This window comes from Streptomyces sp. NPDC034084 (assembly GCF_055575535.1).
This window is the reverse complement of sequence record NZ_JBVISK010000001.1, coordinates 294,333-310,103: the sequence shown is the minus strand read 5'-3', so window position 1 is coordinate 310,103 and position 15,771 is coordinate 294,333. Positions and strand designations below refer to the sequence as shown.

At 71.4% G+C, this 15,771-nt stretch carries 14 protein-coding genes; 13 read left to right on the top strand and 1 reads right to left on the bottom strand.

The genetic code is table 11. The features are described 5' to 3' along the window. Position 1: 1 nt before the first annotated feature. The 8 genes from murG (at position 2) to ACZ51I_RS01385 (ending at position 7,145) form a co-directional block, all read left to right on the top strand. The gene (gene murG / locus ACZ51I_RS01420) at positions 2 to 1,096 is read left to right on the top strand and encodes an undecaprenyldiphospho-muramoylpentapeptide beta-N-acetylglucosaminyltransferase (RefSeq protein WP_030693457.1); all 1,095 of its coding nucleotides are present in this window, start codon (positions 2 to 4) and stop codon (positions 1,094 to 1,096) included. A 26-nt stretch (positions 1,097 to 1,122) separates the two neighbouring features. Then, on the top strand, positions 1,123 to 1,926 hold the full coding sequence (locus ACZ51I_RS01415; protein ID WP_468870746.1) for a cell division protein FtsQ/DivIB: 804 nt from the start codon (positions 1,123 to 1,125) through the stop codon (positions 1,924 to 1,926). A 278-nt stretch (positions 1,927 to 2,204) separates the two neighbouring features. After that, positions 2,205 to 3,419 (top strand): cell division protein FtsZ, encoded by a 1,215-nt coding sequence (ftsZ, locus tag ACZ51I_RS01410; RefSeq protein WP_468870745.1) that lies wholly within the window; start codon positions 2,205 to 2,207, stop codon positions 3,417 to 3,419. Then, on the top strand, positions 3,416 to 4,141 hold the full coding sequence (gene pgeF, locus ACZ51I_RS01405; RefSeq protein ID WP_468870744.1) for a peptidoglycan editing factor PgeF: 726 nt from the start codon (positions 3,416 to 3,418) through the stop codon (positions 4,139 to 4,141). Before ftsZ ends, pgeF begins: the two co-directional genes overlap by 4 nt. Before the next feature lie 8 nt (positions 4,142 to 4,149). After that, on the top strand, positions 4,150 to 4,869 hold the full coding sequence (locus tag ACZ51I_RS01400; protein WP_468870743.1) for a YggS family pyridoxal phosphate-dependent enzyme: 720 nt from the start codon (positions 4,150 to 4,152) through the stop codon (positions 4,867 to 4,869). Positions 4,870 to 4,991: 122 nt separating this feature from the next. Continuing rightward, a complete protein-coding gene (locus tag ACZ51I_RS01395) occupies positions 4,992 to 5,612 on the top strand; it encodes a cell division protein SepF (protein ID WP_352019006.1) in 621 nt (206 codons plus the stop codon). 80 nt (positions 5,613 to 5,692) lie between these two features. Beyond that, complete coding sequence (locus tag ACZ51I_RS01390) at positions 5,693 to 5,983, top strand: YggT family protein (RefSeq protein ID WP_017238790.1); 291 nt, start codon at positions 5,693 to 5,695, stop codon at positions 5,981 to 5,983. Positions 5,984 to 6,050: 67 nt separating this feature from the next. Continuing rightward, positions 6,051 to 7,145, top strand: a complete 1,095-nt coding sequence (locus ACZ51I_RS01385) for a DivIVA domain-containing protein (protein WP_468870742.1) — start codon at positions 6,051 to 6,053, stop codon at positions 7,143 to 7,145. A 405-nt stretch (positions 7,146 to 7,550) separates the two neighbouring features. On the opposite strand, the gene ileS is transcribed toward ACZ51I_RS01385, so the two are convergent. After that, on the bottom strand, positions 7,551 to 10,688 hold the full coding sequence (gene ileS, locus ACZ51I_RS01380; protein ID WP_468870741.1) for an isoleucine--tRNA ligase: 3,138 nt from the start codon (positions 10,686 to 10,688) through the stop codon (positions 7,551 to 7,553). A gap of 547 nt (positions 10,689 to 11,235) precedes the next feature. Between ileS and ACZ51I_RS01375 the strand changes: the two genes are divergently transcribed. From ACZ51I_RS01375 to ACZ51I_RS01355, 5 genes are all read left to right on the top strand, one after another. Next, complete coding sequence (locus tag ACZ51I_RS01375) at positions 11,236 to 12,018, top strand: TraR/DksA family transcriptional regulator (protein WP_468870740.1); 783 nt, start codon at positions 11,236 to 11,238, stop codon at positions 12,016 to 12,018. A gap of 80 nt (positions 12,019 to 12,098) precedes the next feature. Next, the gene (gene lspA / locus ACZ51I_RS01370) at positions 12,099 to 12,683 is read left to right on the top strand and encodes a signal peptidase II (protein WP_468870739.1); all 585 of its coding nucleotides are present in this window, start codon (positions 12,099 to 12,101) and stop codon (positions 12,681 to 12,683) included. Positions 12,684 to 12,700: 17 nt separating this feature from the next. Beyond that, positions 12,701 to 13,642, top strand: coding sequence for an RluA family pseudouridine synthase (locus ACZ51I_RS01365; protein ID WP_468870738.1), 942 nt, complete (start codon positions 12,701 to 12,703; stop codon positions 13,640 to 13,642). Beyond that, positions 13,639 to 14,106, top strand: a complete 468-nt coding sequence (locus ACZ51I_RS01360; protein ID WP_468870737.1) for a GNAT family N-acetyltransferase — start codon at positions 13,639 to 13,641, stop codon at positions 14,104 to 14,106. The genes ACZ51I_RS01365 and ACZ51I_RS01360 overlap by 4 nt, the downstream gene beginning before the upstream one ends. Before the next feature lie 56 nt (positions 14,107 to 14,162). After that, positions 14,163 to 15,749 carry a Na+/H+ antiporter gene (locus ACZ51I_RS01355; protein ID WP_468870735.1) on the top strand — a complete coding sequence of 529 codons (1,587 nt, stop codon included), beginning with the start codon at positions 14,163 to 14,165 and terminating at the stop codon, positions 15,747 to 15,749. The last annotated feature ends 22 nt before the right edge of the window (positions 15,750 to 15,771 follow it).

Sequence of the window (15,771 nt, the reverse complement as noted above, 5' to 3'; positions counted from 1 at the left end):
GGTGCATGTCGTACTCGCCGGCGGGGGGACCGCCGGCCACATCGAGCCCGCGCTGGCCCTCGCGGACGCCCTGCGCAGGCAGGACCCGAGTGTGGGGATCACGGCGCTCGGCACGGAGAAGGGTCTGGAGACCCGGCTCGTGCCCGAGCGGGGCTACGAGTTGGCGCTCATCCCCGCCGTACCGCTGCCCCGCAAGCCCACCCCCGAGCTGATCACCGTCCCCGGACGGCTGCGCGGCACGATCAAGGCGGCCGAGCAGGTCCTGGAGCGCACCAAGGCCGACTGCGTGGTCGGCTTCGGCGGCTACGTGGCCCTGCCCGGCTACCTGGCCGCCAAGCGGCTCGGGGTGCCGATCGTGGTCCACGAGGCCAACGCCCGGCCCGGCCTGGCCAACAAGATCGGCTCGAGGTACGCGGCCGGGGTCGCCGTCGCCACGCCGGACAGCAAGCTCCGCAACGCCCGTTACATCGGCATCCCGCTGCGGCACACCATCGCGACCCTGGACCGGGCGCGGGTGCGGCCCGAGGCGCGCGCCGCCTTCGGCCTCGACCCGAACCTGCCGACGCTGCTCGTCTCCGGCGGCTCCCAGGGCGCCCGCCGGCTCAACGAGGTGATCCAGCAGATCGCCCCGGTGCTCCAGCGCTCGGGCATCCAGATCCTGCACGCGGTCGGCCCGAAGAACGAGATGCCGCGTGTCGACAACATGCCCGGTATGCCGCCCTACGTGCCGGTACCGTACGTGGACCGGATGGATCTCGCGTACGCCGCGGCCGACATGATGCTCTGCCGCGCGGGCGCGATGACCGTCGCCGAGCTCTCCGCCGTCGGGCTGCCCGCCGCGTACGTCCCGCTGCCCATCGGCAACGGCGAACAGCGGCTCAACGCCCAGCCGGTGGTCAAGGCCGGTGGCGGACTGCTCGTCGACGACGCGGAGCTGACGCCGCAGTGGGTGCAGGGCAACGTCCTGCCCGTACTGGCCGATCCGCACCGGCTGTACGAGATGTCCCGGGCCGCCGCCGAGTTCGGCCGCCGGGACGCCGACGACCTGCTCGTCGGCATGGTGTACGAGGCGATCGCCGCCCGCCGGCAGGCGTAGCGGGGGACTGAAAGCAGGAGGCGCGGGTGGCAGCCGGACCGACGACCGCAGAGAAGAGCGGTACCAGGAAGTCGAAGGGGTCGTCGGAGCGGCCGTCCGGCCCCGGCACCCGGAACCCTCGGTTCCGGGTGCCCGCCCCCCGGGTGCTCCTCGTGGCGCTCGGCCTCGTCGCGCTCGTGGCGGGCGGGGTCTGGGCGCTCTACGGGTCGACCTGGTTCCGTGTGGAACGTGTGAAGACTTCCGGCACCGCCGTCCTGACGCCGGCCGAGGTCGAGGCGGTCGCCGCCGTCCCGATGGGCGCCCCGCTCGTCACCGTCGACACCGAGGCGATCGAGGCCCGGCTCCGGCAGAGGCTGCCGCGGATCGAGTCGATCGACGTCGTGCGGTCATGGCCGCACGGAATCGGGCTGAAAGTGACGGAACGGAAGCCCGTTCTCCTTGTGGAAAAGGGCGGAAAGTTCACCGAAGTGGACGCGACGGGGGTGCGGTTCGCCACCGTCGACACCGCGCCCCGAGGCGTCCCCCTGCTCGTCCTCGACAGCGCCTCCTCGCCCAGCCTCCGCCGCTTCGGCGCGGACCGGTTGCTCCAGGAGGCGGTCCGCGTCCGGGGTGAACTCCCGGCGGAAATCGCCCGGGACACTCGTGTCGTGCGCATCGCCTCGTACGACTCCGTCACTCTGGAGCTGACCAGGGGCCGCACGGTCTTCTGGGGCAGCGGCGAGCACGGCACGGTCAAGGCCCGGGTGCTGACCGCCCTCATGAAGGCCACTCCCAAAGCGGGGCACTTCGATGTAAGTGCCCCCACGGCCCCCTCCTCGTCCGGGAGTTGACGGACATCTCCGCTGGCCAGGACCCTGGTTGGCCAGCGCTACGGGTGATCACATAGGGTGAAAAGAAAAACGGGAGGTTCGGCGTGTTCGTTGAACGTGCGCCACTTGTCGACTTAGTGTCCTGTTCGGAAGAGTCCAGCGAACAGAGACACTGGTAACCCTAAACTTGAACGTTAGGGTTTGGGTCGGCGTTTCGGACCGTCCCAATCGGCATCCGTCGGAGCCGCGCGACCAACCGCGCGGCGACGACACGTAACTCGAGGCGAGAGGCCTTCGACGTGGCAGCACCGCAGAACTACCTCGCAGTCATCAAGGTCATCGGTGTCGGCGGCGGTGGTGTCAATGCCATCAACCGAATGATCGAGGTCGGTCTCAAGGGCGTCGAGTTCATCGCGATCAACACCGACGCGCAAGCGCTGTTGATGAGCGACGCCGACGTCAAGCTCGACGTCGGCCGTGAACTCACCCGCGGCCTCGGGGCCGGGGCGAACCCGGCCGTCGGTCGCAAGGCGGCAGAGGACCACCGTGAGGAGATCGAGGAGGTCCTCAAGGGGGCCGACATGGTCTTCGTCACCGCCGGCGAAGGCGGCGGCACCGGCACCGGCGGCGCACCCGTCGTCGCCAACATCGCGCGCTCGCTCGGCGCCCTGACGATCGGTGTGGTCACCCGGCCGTTCACCTTCGAGGGCCGCCGGCGCGCCAACCAGGCGGAGGACGGCATCGCCGAGCTCCGCGAAGAGGTCGACACCCTCATCGTCATCCCGAACGACCGCCTGCTGTCCATCTCGGACCGTCAGGTCTCGGTCCTCGACGCCTTCAAGTCGGCCGACCAGGTCCTGCTGAGCGGTGTCCAGGGCATCACCGACCTCATCACCACCCCGGGTCTGATCAACCTCGACTTCGCCGACGTCAAGTCGGTCATGTCGGAGGCCGGTTCGGCGCTCATGGGCATCGGCTCCGCCCGCGGCGACGACCGCGCGGTCGCGGCGGCCGAGATGGCGATCTCCTCGCCGCTCCTGGAGGCCTCCATCGACGGCGCCCGGGGCGTGCTGCTCTCCATCTCCGGCGGCAGCGACCTCGGTCTCTTCGAGATCAACGAGGCCGCGCAGCTGGTCAGCGAGGCGGCCCACCCCGAGGCCAACATCATCTTCGGCGCCGTCATCGACGACGCCCTCGGCGACGAGGTCCGGGTCACCGTCATCGCGGCCGGCTTCGACGGCGGCCAGCCGCCGGCCCGCCGGGACAACATCATCGGCTCGGTCTCGGCCAAGCGCGAGGAGCCGACCCCGGCGCCCCGCGTCACCGAGACCTCCCGCCCGCTGGGCGGCCTCGGCACCGTCGCCCCCCGCGAGGAGCCGGCGCCGGCCCCGGCCGAGCCCGCCCCGGCCGTCAACGAGACCCCGCTGACGCCGGCCCCGCCGGTCGTCCCGCCGGCCCGTCCGTACGCGGACAGCCAGGCCGAGGAGCTGGACGTCCCGGACTTCCTGAAGTGATAGGGCAGCGCTTCGACGCGAACGGCGCCCACTTCGCCTTCACCGACCGGTGGGGCGGGGTGAGCGCCGTTCCGTACGAGGAGCTCAACCTCGGGGGAGCGGTGGGGGACGACCCCGGCGCCGTACGGGCCAACCGGGCCGCCGCCGCCGGAGCGCTCGGGCTCGACCCGGCGCGGGTGGTCTGGATGAACCAGGTGCACGGGGCCGAGGTCGCCGAGGTCGACGGGCCGTGGGGGGACGCGGACATCCCGTCCGTCGACGCGATCGTCACCGCCCGGCCCGGACTCGCCCTCGCGGTCCTCACCGCCGACTGCGTCCCGGTCCTGCTGGCCGACCCCGTCGCCGGGGTCGCCTCCGCCGCCCACGCGGGACGGCCCGGCATGATCGCCGGAGTCGTCCCCGCCGCGGTCGGGGCGATGGTGAAGCTGGGCGCCGACCCCGCCCGGATCGTCGCCCGCACCGGCCCCGCCGTCTGCGGGCGCTGCTACGAGGTGCCGGAGACGATGCGCGCCGAGGTCGCGGCCGCCGAACCGGCCGCGTACGCCGAGACCTCCTGGGGCACCCCCGCCGTCGACGTCGCCGCCGGAGTGCGCGCGCAGCTGGAGCGGCTCGGGGTCCGGGACATCGCGGACGCCGGGGTCTGCACCCTGGAATCCCGCGACCACTACTCGTACCGCCGCGATCGCACCACGGGGCGACTCGCGGGATATGTCTGGTTGTGAGAAGAGACATGACGGACCGCAAGTCGGAACTCGCCGCGAACCTGGCCCAGGTGGAGGAGCGCATCGCCGCCGCGTGCGCCGCCGCCGGACGCGAGCGGGAGGAGGTGACGCTGATCGTGGTCACCAAGACCTACCCCGCGAGCGATGTCAGACTCCTGCACGAGCTGGGGGTGCGGCACGTCGCCGAGAACCGGGACCAGGACGCCGCCCCCAAGGCGGCCGCCTGCGGCGACCTTGATCTGACCTGGCACTTCGTGGGTCAGTTGCAGACCAACAAGGTCCGATCCGTGGTGGGTTATGCCGATGTGGTGCAGTCCGTCGACCGCCTGAAGCTCGTTTCCGCCCTGTCCGCGGCCGCCGACAAGGAGGGCCGCGAACTCGGCTGTCTCCTCCAGGTCGCGCTCGACGCCGGGTCCGGCGAGCGGGGCGACCGCGGGGGCGTCGCGCCGGACGGGATCGAGGAGTTGGCGGCCGCCGTCGACGCCGCCCCCGGTCTGCGGCTCGACGGTCTGATGACCGTCGCCCCGCTCGCCGGGGAGTACGCCGGACGGCAACGCGCGGCCTTCGACCGGCTGATGGATTTGTCGACTGCCCTGCGCGCGACCCGTCCGGCTGCGAACATGGTGTCAGCAGGGATGAGTGCGGACCTCGAGGAGGCCGTCGCTGCCGGGGCGACACACGTACGCGTCGGTACGGCGGTACTCGGCGTCCGCCCGAAGCTCGGGTAACGTCGCCAAGCAAGTCGGACCACAGCAGAAAATATGGTCATTCCGCAGAACGGCGGGGTGTCCCGTGGATCGCCGGCACTTGGTGACAAGGCCGATCCACCACAGAGCGGAGGACTCAGAGAATGGCCGGCGCGATGCGCAAGATGGCGGTCTACCTCGGCCTCGTGGAGGACGATGGGTACGACGGCCGGGGCTTCGACCCCGACGACGACTTCGAACCCGAGCTGGAGCCGGAGCCCGAGCGCGACCGGCGCCACACCCCCCCGCGTCAGGTGGAGCGCGAGGAGCCGGTACGAGTGGTGCAGCCCCCGGCTCCGCGGGAGCCGCTCGCCCATTCTGTCCCGGTACTCGCCGAAAGCGGACGTCCGGCCCGAATTGCCCCCGTGGCATCCATCACACCCGAACGTCCGAGCCTGGAGAAGAACGCACCGGTGATCATGCCCAAGGTCGTGTCCGAGCGGGAGCCGTACCGCATCACCACGTTGCACCCGCGGACCTACAACGAGGCCCGTACCATCGGGGAACACTTCCGTGAGGGCACCCCGGTGATCATGAACCTCACGGAGATGGACGACACGGACGCGAAGCGACTTGTCGACTTTGCCGCCGGACTCGTCTTCGGGCTCCATGGCAGCATTGAGCGCGTGACGCAGAAGGTGTTCCTGTTGTCGCCTGCTAACGTCGATGTCACGGCGGAGGACAAGGCCCGGATCGCAGAGGGCGGATTCTTCAACCAGAGCTGAGAACACGAGAACCGGACGGACCGGTCGCGAAGCGGCCGGACAAGCGAGAGCACGAAAGCCAGGGGAGAGGGAAACGCGGGATGGGCGTCGCACTACAGGTGGTCTACATCGTGCTGATGTGCTTCCTCGTCCTCCTGATCGTCCGGCTTGTCATGGACTACGTCTTCCAGTTCGCCCGTTCATGGCAACCCGGTAAGGCGATGGTGGTCGTTCTCGAGGCCACCTACACTGTCACCGATCCACCGCTCAAGCTTCTGCGGCGACTCATCCCGCCGCTGCGTCTCGGGGGCGTGGCACTCGACCTGTCCTTCTTCGTTCTGATGATCATCGTCTACATCCTGATCTCCATCGTGAGCAGCTTCGCGAGGTGATGGTGGAGGGACAAGTGGACGATACGGTCTTGCCGACTGCCGACGACTACGTAGAGGTGAAGAAGAGATGCCGCTGACCCCCGAGGACGTGCGGAACAAGCAGTTCACGACCGTCCGCCTTCGAGAAGGCTATGACGAGGACGAGGTCGATGCCTTCCTCGACGAGGTCGAAGCCGAACTGACCCGCCTGCTCCGCGAGAACGAGGACCTGCGCGCCAAGCTGGCCGCCGCGACGCGCGCCGCCGCGCAGAACCAGCAGCAGCAGGGGATGCGCAAGCCCCCGGAGCAGCAGGATCGTCCCGTCGGTCCCGGCGCGCCGGTGCCCGCCGCCATATCCGGACCGCCGGTCCAGCAGCAGCAGCCGCAGATGGGGCCGCCGCAGCTGCCGTCCGGTGCCCCGCAGCTTCCCGCCGGCCCCATGCAGGGCGGTCCCATGGGCCCCGGCCCGATGCAGGGCGGACCGATGGGTCCCGGCCCGATGCAGGGCGGCCCCATGGGTCACCCGCAGCAGCAGCAGATGCAGCAGCAGCAGATGCAGCCGCAGATGCAGCAGCAAGGTCCCGGTGGCGACAGCGCCGCGCGTGTCCTCTCGCTCGCCCAGCAGACCGCCGACCAGGCGATCGCCGAGGCGCGCTCCGAGGCCAACAAGATCGTCGGCGAGGCGCGCTCGCGCGCCGAGGGCCTGGAGCGGGACGCCCGCGCCAAGGCGGACGCTCTTGAGCGGGACGCGCAGGAGAAGCACCGCGTCGCGATGGGCTCCCTGGAGTCCGCCCGCGCCACGCTGGAGCGCAAGGTCGAGGACCTGCGCGGCTTCGAGCGCGAGTACCGCACGCGGCTGAAGTCCTACCTGGAGTCGCAGCTGCGTCAGCTGGAGACCCAGGCGGACGACTCGCTGGCTCCGCCGCGCACCCCGGCCACGGCCTCGCTGCCGCCGGCCCCGTCGATGGCCTCGGCGGGCGCGAGCGCGCCGTCCTACGGCGGCAACGGCGGGATGGGCGGTGCGCCGTCCATGGGTGGCGCGCCCTCCTACGGCGGTGGCCAGCAGCAGATGTCCCCGGCGATGACCCAGCCGATGGCTCCGGTCCGGCCGCAGGCGCCTCAGCCGATGCAGCAGGCGCCGGCGCCGATGCGCGGCTTCCTCATCGACGAGGACGACAACTGAGGCGGCGGGTGTACGCGTGCTGAGCGCGTAGCCGTCGGCAGGCTGCAAGGGCCGGTTCCCCCCCCGGGGGGGAGCCGGCCCTTCGCCGTACCCGCGCCGACGCGGGCCCGCGCCCCGCCCATGAGGGGCCCGCGCCCTGCGTGGGGCGGTGCCCACCGCCCGTGTGGGCAGGCGTCCCGCAGGGCGGAACGCCTGCCCACAACGAGGGTGGGCGGGCGTACCGCCCCGGGCGAAGTGCCCGCCCGTGACGGGGCGCGTGAGCGGGCCACCGCGCCTGCGGAACGATTGTCCGCGTCGGCGGGGCGCAGGCCCGCGGCGGCGGCACAGGCCCGTGACGCGCGCAGGCCCGCGGCGGGGGACGGCGAAGGGCCCGGCGCCCTTGGGGGGCCGGGCCCTTCGGGAGGGTTATGCCTTGCGGAGGCGGAACGTGAGGGACAGGGGCTCGTCCTCGAAGGGCGCGCCGTACGAGGCGTCCGCCTCGCCCCGCGCGTAGTCCGTCGCCAGGACCTCGTCCGCGATCAGCTCCGCGTGGGCCGTCAGCGCCTCCACCGTCTCCGGGGACGTGGACGTCCACCGCAGGGCGATCCGGTCCGCCACGTCCAGGCCGCTGTTCTTGCGGGCTTCCTGGATCAGGCGGATCGCGTCACGGGCGAGGCCCGCGCGGCGGAGCTCCGGGGTGATCTCCAGGTCGAGCGCCACCGTCGCGCCGGCGTCGGAGGCGACGGACCAGCCCTCCCGCGGGGTCTCCGTGATGATGATCTCCTCGGGGGTGACGGTGATGTCCTCGCCGTTCACCGAGAGCGTGGCCTCGCCCGAGCGGAGGGCCAGCGAGAGGGCCGCCGCGTCGGCCGCGGCCACCGCCTTCGCCACGTCCTGGACGCCCTTGCCGAAACGCTTGCCGAGCGCACGGAAGTTCGCCTTGGCCGTCGTGTCGACGAGCGAACCGCCGACCTCCGACAGGGACGCCAGCGAGGAGACGTTCAGCTCCTCCGTGATCTGCGCCTGGAGTTCGGGCGACAGCGCCGTGAAGCCGTGCGCCGCGACCAGCGCGCGGGACAGCGGCTGACGGGTCTTGACGCCGGACTCGGCGCGGGTGGCGCGGCCGAGTTCGACCAGGCGGCGGACCAGGAGCATCTGCTCGGAGAGAGCGCCGTCGATCAGGGCGGCGTCCGCCTCCGGCCACGTGGCGAGGTGCACCGACTCCGGGGCGTCCGGCGACACCGGCACCACCAGGTCCTGCCAGACCCGCTCGGTGATGAACGGGGTCAGCGGCGCCATCAGGCGCGTGACCGTCTCGATGACGTCGTGCAGGGTGCGGAGCGCGGAGGCGTCGCCCTGCCAGAAGCGGCGGCGCGAGCGGCGCACGTACCAGTTGGAGAGGTCGTCGACGAAGGCCGAGATCAGCTTGCCGGTGCGCTGGGTGTCGTACGACTCCATCGCCTCGGTCGTCTCGGCGACCAGCGTGTTCAGCTCCGACAGCAGCCAGCGGTCGAGGACCGTGCGGTCGGCCGGCGCCGGGTCCGCGGCGCTCGGCGCCCAGCCGGCCGTGCGGGCGTACAGCGCCTGGAAGGCGACCGTGTTCCAGTACGTCAGGAGGGTCTTGCGCACGACCTCCTGGATCGTGCCGTGGCCCACGCGGCGCGCCGCCCACGGGGAGCCGCCGGCCGCCATGAACCAGCGGACCGCGTCGGCGCCGTGCTGGTCCATCAGCGGGATCGGCTGGAGGATGTTGCCCAGGTGCTTGGACATCTTCCGGCCGTCCTCGGCGAGGATGTGGCCCAGGCAGACCACGTTCTCGTAGGACGACTTGTCGAAGACGAGGGTGCCCACCGCCATCAGCGTGTAGAACCAGCCGCGCGTCTGGTCGATGGCTTCGGAGATGAACTGTGCCGGGTAGCGGGACTCGAAGAGTTCCTTGTTCTTGTACGGATAGCCGTACTGAGCGAACGGCATCGAGCCCGAGTCGTACCAGGCGTCGATGACCTCCGGCACGCGCGTCGCGGTCTTCGAGCAGCTGGGGCACGGGAAGGTGACCGCGTCGATGTACGGGCGGTGGGGGTCGAGTTCCGACTGGTCCGTGCCCGTCAGCTCCGTGAGCTCGGCGCGCGAGCCCACGCAGGTCAGGTGGTCGTCCTCACAGCGCCAGATGGGCAGCGGGGTGCCCCAGTAGCGGTTCCGGGAGAGCGCCCAGTCGACGTTGTTCGTCAGCCAGTCGCCGAAGCGGCCGTGCTTGACCGACTCCGGGAACCAGTTGGTCTTCTCGTTCTCCTGGAGCATGCGGTCCTTGACCGCGGTCGTACGGATGTACCAGGACGGCTGCGCGTAGTAGAGCAGGGCCGTGTGGCAGCGCCAGCAGTGCGGGTAGCTGTGCTCGTACGCGATGTGCTTGAAGAGGAGCCCGCGCGCGTCCAGGTCGGCGGTGAGCGCCTCGTCGGCCTTCTTGAAGAAGACGCCGCCGACCAGCGGCACGCCCTCCTCGAAGGTGCCGTCGGGGCGGACCGGGTTCACGACCGGCAGGCCGTACGCCTTGCAGACCTTGAGGTCGTCCTCGCCGAAGGCGGGGGACTGGTGGACCAGACCCGTACCGTCCTCGGTCGTGACGTACTCGGCGTTCACGACGTAGTGCGCCGGCTCCGGGAACTCGACCAGCTCGAAGGGGCGCTGGTACGTCCAGCGCTCCATCTCCACGCCCGTGAAGGACTCGCCCGTCGTGACCCAGCCCTCGCCGAGTGCCTTCTCGACCAGCGGCTGGGCGACGACGACCCGCTCGTCGCCGTCCGTGGCGACCACGTACGTCACCTCGGGATGGGCGGCGACCGCCGTGTTGGACACCAGGGTCCACGGGGTCGTCGTCCAGACCAGGAGCGCCGCCTTGCCGGCGAGCGGGCCGGAGGTGAGCGGGAAGCGCACGTACACGGAGGGGTCGACGACCGTCTCGTACCCCTGCGCCAGCTCGTGGTCGGAGAGGCCGGTGCCGCAGCGGGGGCACCAGGGGGCGACGCGGTGGTCCTGGACCAGGAGGTCCTTGTCGAAGATCTGCTTGAGCGACCACCAGACCGACTCGATGTACGAGGGGTCCATGGTCCGGTACGCGTCGTCGAGGTCGACCCAGTAGCCCATCCGGGTCGTGAGCTCGGCGAAGGCGTCGGTGTGGCGGGTCACCGATGCGCGGCACTTCGCGTTGAACTCCGCGATGCCGTACTCCTCGATGTCCTTCTTGCCGGAGAAGCCGAGCTCCTTCTCGACGGCGAGCTCGACCGGCAGGCCGTGGCAGTCCCAGCCGGCCTTGCGGGCCACGTGGTAGCCGCGCATGGTCCGGAAGCGGGGGAACACGTCCTTGAAGACGCGGGCCTCGATGTGGTGGGCGCCGGGCATGCCGTTGGCGGTGGGCGGGCCCTCGTAGAACACCCACTCGGGGCGTCCCTCGGACTGCTCCAGGGTCTTCGCGAAGACCTTGCTCTCGCGCCAGAAATCGAGCACGGCGTGCTCCAGCGCGGGCAGGTCGACCTGGGCGGGCACCTGGCGGTACTGCGGCGGTGTCATGCGGCGGTCTCTCCTCCGGACGGACGTTTCTCTTCCGTCGGAGGGACGAGAGCACTGCTCCCGCGGTACCACCCTCCTTGGCCCCGGGCGTGACCGCCCCGAGCCCCCTCATTGGGGTCGCGACGCCGGGTCTAGTCACCGCGCTGTCGTGCGGCTTTCTTCCGGCGGCTCCGGGGTGATGCTTCACATCGGGCTCGCCCCCGGGCTCTCACCGTCCCCGGGTCGCTCATGGCTGCTTGCGACGCTACTCGTCCCCATCCAAGCCTTTCGCTGTGGCCAGTGTACGGGGCGCGGAGGGAGGCGGCAGACAGGTTTTCCCGTGACCCGAATGGCCATACGGGGTGTGCCGGACTTCGCGTGGGGCCATGTGGGGGAGGGGCGGGACGGATAACCGGGCGGGTAGCTGGGCACAACGGAGGCAGGCCCGCCCCGCGGGGAGCGGGGGCGGGTGGGAACGGCGGCGTGCCCCGTTGCCGCGGGCCTCGGGCCGATTTATCGTCCCAGCACGAATCGCGAGCAAGATCACAAAATGTGAAGGGGCCGCGACATGGTGGCGAAGAAGACCGCCGCGAAGAAGACCTCGGCCGCCGGTTCCACCGGTACGGGCGAGGTCGCCAAGGACGTGGCCGGCAAGAAGTCGGCGGTCGGCGGGAAGCCGGTTCCGGTCGACGGGACGGCGCCGGCCGGGAAGGCGGTCGCGAGGAAGACGCCGGCCAGGAAGGCCCCGGCCCGGACACCGGCCCCGGAGGACGCGGTCGCCGCGGACGCCTCCGCCCCGAAGACGCCCGGCAAGAAGCCCGTGGCGAGGAAGACGGCCGCCAGAAAGGCGCCCGCCGTGAAGAAGCAGACAGGAGCCAGGACGGTGGCAGCGAAGAAGACCGCGGGTGGCGTCACGACCGTCGAGGACGGGACGGCGGTGCCCCCGGCGCGTGCCGGTGAGCTCGCCGTACGTCCCGGCGAGGACCCCTGGACGCCGGAAGAGGTGGCCGAGGCCCGCAGCGGCCTCGAATCGGAGGTGGTGCGGCTCCGCAGCGAGCTCGTCCACTCCCAGGAGGAGCTGACCGGCCTCATGCGGGACTCCGGCGACGGCGCCGGGGACGACCAGGCCGACACCGGCACCAAGAACATCACGCGCGAGCACGAGCTGGCCCTCGCCGCGAACGCCCGGGAGATGCTGGAGCAGACCGAGCACGCCCTGGAGCGGCTCGACGCGGGCACGTACGGCCTGTGCGAGGTGTGCGGCAAGCCGATCGGCAAGGCGCGGATGCAGGCGTTCCCGCGGGCCACGCTCTGCGTCGAGGACAAGCAGCGGCAGGAGCGGCGCGGCTGACGTTCTGGGCTGCCGGTCTCGTACGCCTGTGCCGTACCCTCGGTGCACGGTCAGGCATCGAGGTCGAGGGACTCACTCACGTGGCAGAGGCGGAGCGCATCATCGGTACGCCGGATTCAGCAGGGGCCGACGAGACGGCCGCCCCCGACGGTACGGCCGCTCCCGAGGAGCGGCCCAGGGGCAGGCGCAGGATCGTCGCCCTCTTCCTCGTGGCCGTCCTCGCCTACCTCCTCGACCTCGGCAGCAAGATGCTGGTGGTCGCCGAGCTGGAGGGCCACGAGCCGATCGAGCTGATCGGCGACCTGCTGCGGCTCGACGCCATCCGGAACCCGGGCGCCGCCTTCGGCATGGGCGAGGCCTTCACGATCATCTTCACCTGCATCGCCGCCGCCGTGATCCTCGTGATCATCCGGCTGGCGCGGAAGCTCTACAGCCTGCCCTGGGCGATCGCGCTCGGGCTGCTGCTCGGCGGCGCCCTCGGCAACCTCACGGACCGGATCTTCCGCTCGCCGGGCGTCTTCGAGGGCGCGGTCGTGGACTTCATCGCCCCCGCGCACTTCGCCGTCTTCAACCTCGCCGACTCGGCGATCGTCTGCGGCGGCATTCTGATCGTCATCCTGTCGTTCCGGGGCCTGGACCCCGACGGCACCGTCCACAAGGACTGACAAGGCATACTCGACGGGTGAGTACGAGTCCCGAGATCCGCACGCTGCCCGTTCCCGATGGCCTGGAGGGCGAGCGCGTCGACGCCGCCATCGCCCGCATGTTCGGGTTCTCCCGCACGAAGGCGGCCGAGCTGGCCGCCGCAGGGAAGGTCCACGTCGACGGCTCCGTCGTCGGCAAGTCCGAGCGGGTGAGCGGCGGCGCATGGCTCGAGGTCGAGATGCCGGGCGCGCCCGCTCCCGTCCAGATCGTCGCCGAGCCCGTCGAGGGCATGGAGATCGTCCACGACGACGACGACATCGTCGTGATCATGAAGCCGATCGGCGTCGCCGCGCACCCCAGCCCCGGCTGGACCGGCACCACGGTCATCGGCGGCCTCGCCGCGGCCGGGTACCGCATCTCCACCTCCGGCGCCGCCGAGCGCCAGGGCATCGTGCACCGCCTCGACGTCGGCACCTCCGGTCTGATGGTGGTCGCCAAGTCGGAGTACGCGTACACCTCGCTCAAGCGCCAGTTCAAGGAGCGCACGGTCGACAAGCGCTACCACGCCCTCGTCCAGGGCCACCCGGACCCGATGAGCGGCACCATCGACGCGCCGATCGGCCGGCACCCGAACCACGACTACAAGTGGGCGGTCACCGCCGAGGGCAAGCCCTCCGTCACGCACTACGACCTCATCGAGGCGTACCGGTCGGCCTCGCTGCTCGACATCAAGCTGGAGACGGGCCGCACCCACCAGATCCGGGTGCACATGTCCGCCCACCGCCACCCCTGCGTCGGCGACCTGACCTACGGCGCCGACCCGACGCTCGCCAAGCGCCTCGGCCTGACCCGGCAGTGGCTGCACGCCGTCCGCCTCGGCTTCGAGCACCCGGGCGACGGGTCCTGGGTCGAGTTCGCCAGCACCTACCCCGAGGACCTGCAGAAGGCCCTCGACCGGATCGCGGCGGAGAGCCAGTGACCGTCGCGTACACCGTCCGCGAGGCGGCCGGCGAGGGCGACCGGGAGGCCTGCTTCGCGGTGCGCCGCGAGGTCTTCGTCGAGGAGCAGGGCGTTCCGCAGGAGCTCGAGTACGACACGTACGACGCGACCGCGGTGCACGTGCTCGCGGTGCGCGAGGACGGACTGCCGTTGGGTACCGGCCGCCTGCTGTACGGGGCGGACGCGGCCGGCAAGACCGGCGGCGACGCCTCGGTGGGCTCGCTCGGCCGGCTCGCCGTCGCCCAGGCGGCGCGCGGTCTCGGCGTCGGCGCGGCGCTGGTCCGGGGCATCGAGGACGCGGCGCGGGATCGCGGTCTGAGCGCCGTCGACCTGCACGCGCAGACCCACGCCCTGGGCTTCTACGAGCGGCTCGGTTACGTGGCGTACGGCCCCGAGTTCCCCGACGCGGGCATGCCGCACCGGGCCATGCGGCGCACGCTGTAAGGCGTCCAGCCGGGGGCGATTGCCTCCAAAAAGGGCGTACGTGACAGGGTGGGGCCGTGGATCAATTGGCCCTGCTCTTCCTGCTCCTCCTCGGCGCCCTGCTCACCGTGCCGCTCGGTGAGCGGCTCGGACTGCCCGCGCCGGTCCTGATGACCCTCGTCGGGATCGTGCTGGCCTTCCTGCCCTTCGTACCGAACGTCGAGGTCCCGCCGGAGTTCATCCTCCCGCTGGTCCTGCCGCCGCTCCTGTACGCCTCCGTGCAGCGGACCTCCTGGCGGCAGTTCGCGGCCAACAGACGGCCCATCTTCCTGCTCGCGGTCGCCCTGGTCTTCGTCACCACCGCCGCGGTCGGCGCCGTCGCGCACTCGCTGGTGCCCGGCCTTCCGCTGGCCGCCGCGGTGGCGCTCGGCGCCCTCGTCGCGCCTCCGGACCCGGTCGCGGCGACCGCCGTGGCCGGCTCCCTCGGGCTGCCCCGCCGACTGGTGTCGATCCTCGAGGGCGAGGGGCTCTTCAACGACGTCACCGCCATCGTGCTCTACCACGTGGCGATCGCCGCCGTCGTCAGCGGCTCCTTTTCCTGGCCCGAGGCGCTCGGCCAGTTCGTGCTGTCCGCGGTGGTCGCCGTCGTCATCGGCCTGGCGCTCGGCTGGCTCTCCAACAAGCTCATCGGACTCCTCGGCGACGCCACCCTGCAGACCGGCCTCACCCTCCTCGTCCCCTTCGTGAGCTACGTCCTCGCGGAGGAGCTGCACGGCTCAGGTGTCCTCGCCGTCCTGGTCACCGCGCTCTTCCTGGCCGAGCACGCGGCCGACGCCGACGACGTCATGGGCCGGCTCGCCGGGCAGACCTTCTGGCAGATCGTCGACACCCTCGTCACCGGCGTCGCCTTCGGCCTCATCGGCCTGGAGCTCATCCACGTCTTCGGGGTCGCCGAGGGACGCGGCGGGGAGATGCTCGGCTGGGGCGCCGTCGTGGTCGTCGTGGTCGTCGGCGTCCGGCTTCTCTGGCTGCTCCCCGCCACCTGGCTGGCGAAGAGGCTGCACACGCTCCGGGACGTCGACGAGGAGATCCCGGTGAGCTGGCGGGAGACCGTCGTCATGTGGTGGGCGGGGATGCGCGGGGTGGCCTCGGTCGCGCTCGCGCTCGCCATCCCGCTGCGCACCGACGACGGCGCGCCCTTCCCCGGCCGGGACGAGATCGTCTTCATCGCCTTCTGCGTGATCATCACCACCCTCGTCTTCCAGGGCCTCACGCTGCCCTGGCTGGTGAAGCGGCTCGGAGTGAGGGCCGACGCGGACGCCGAGCGCGCCCTGGAGCGGGAGCTCGCGATCCGGGCCGCGAAGGCGGCCAAGCGAAGGCTGAAGGAGATCGAGGAGGTCGAGGAACTGCCGGAGGAGGTCCAGGAGCGGCTGCTGCGCGGGGCGTACGACATCGGGGTGCGGATCAGCCCCGACATGGTGGACGACGAGCGGCGGGCCGCCTTCGTGGAGCGGACGAAGCGGTTCAAGGCGGTGCAGCGGATCCAGCGGGAGCTGATGTCGGCCGCCCGGCACGAGATCCTCGCGGCCCGCAGCGAACCCGGCGCCGACCCCGAGGTGGTGGACCGGGTGCTGCGCCACCTGGACGTGCGCAGCATGCGCTGACTGCCGGGCGGGTCGGCGCCGG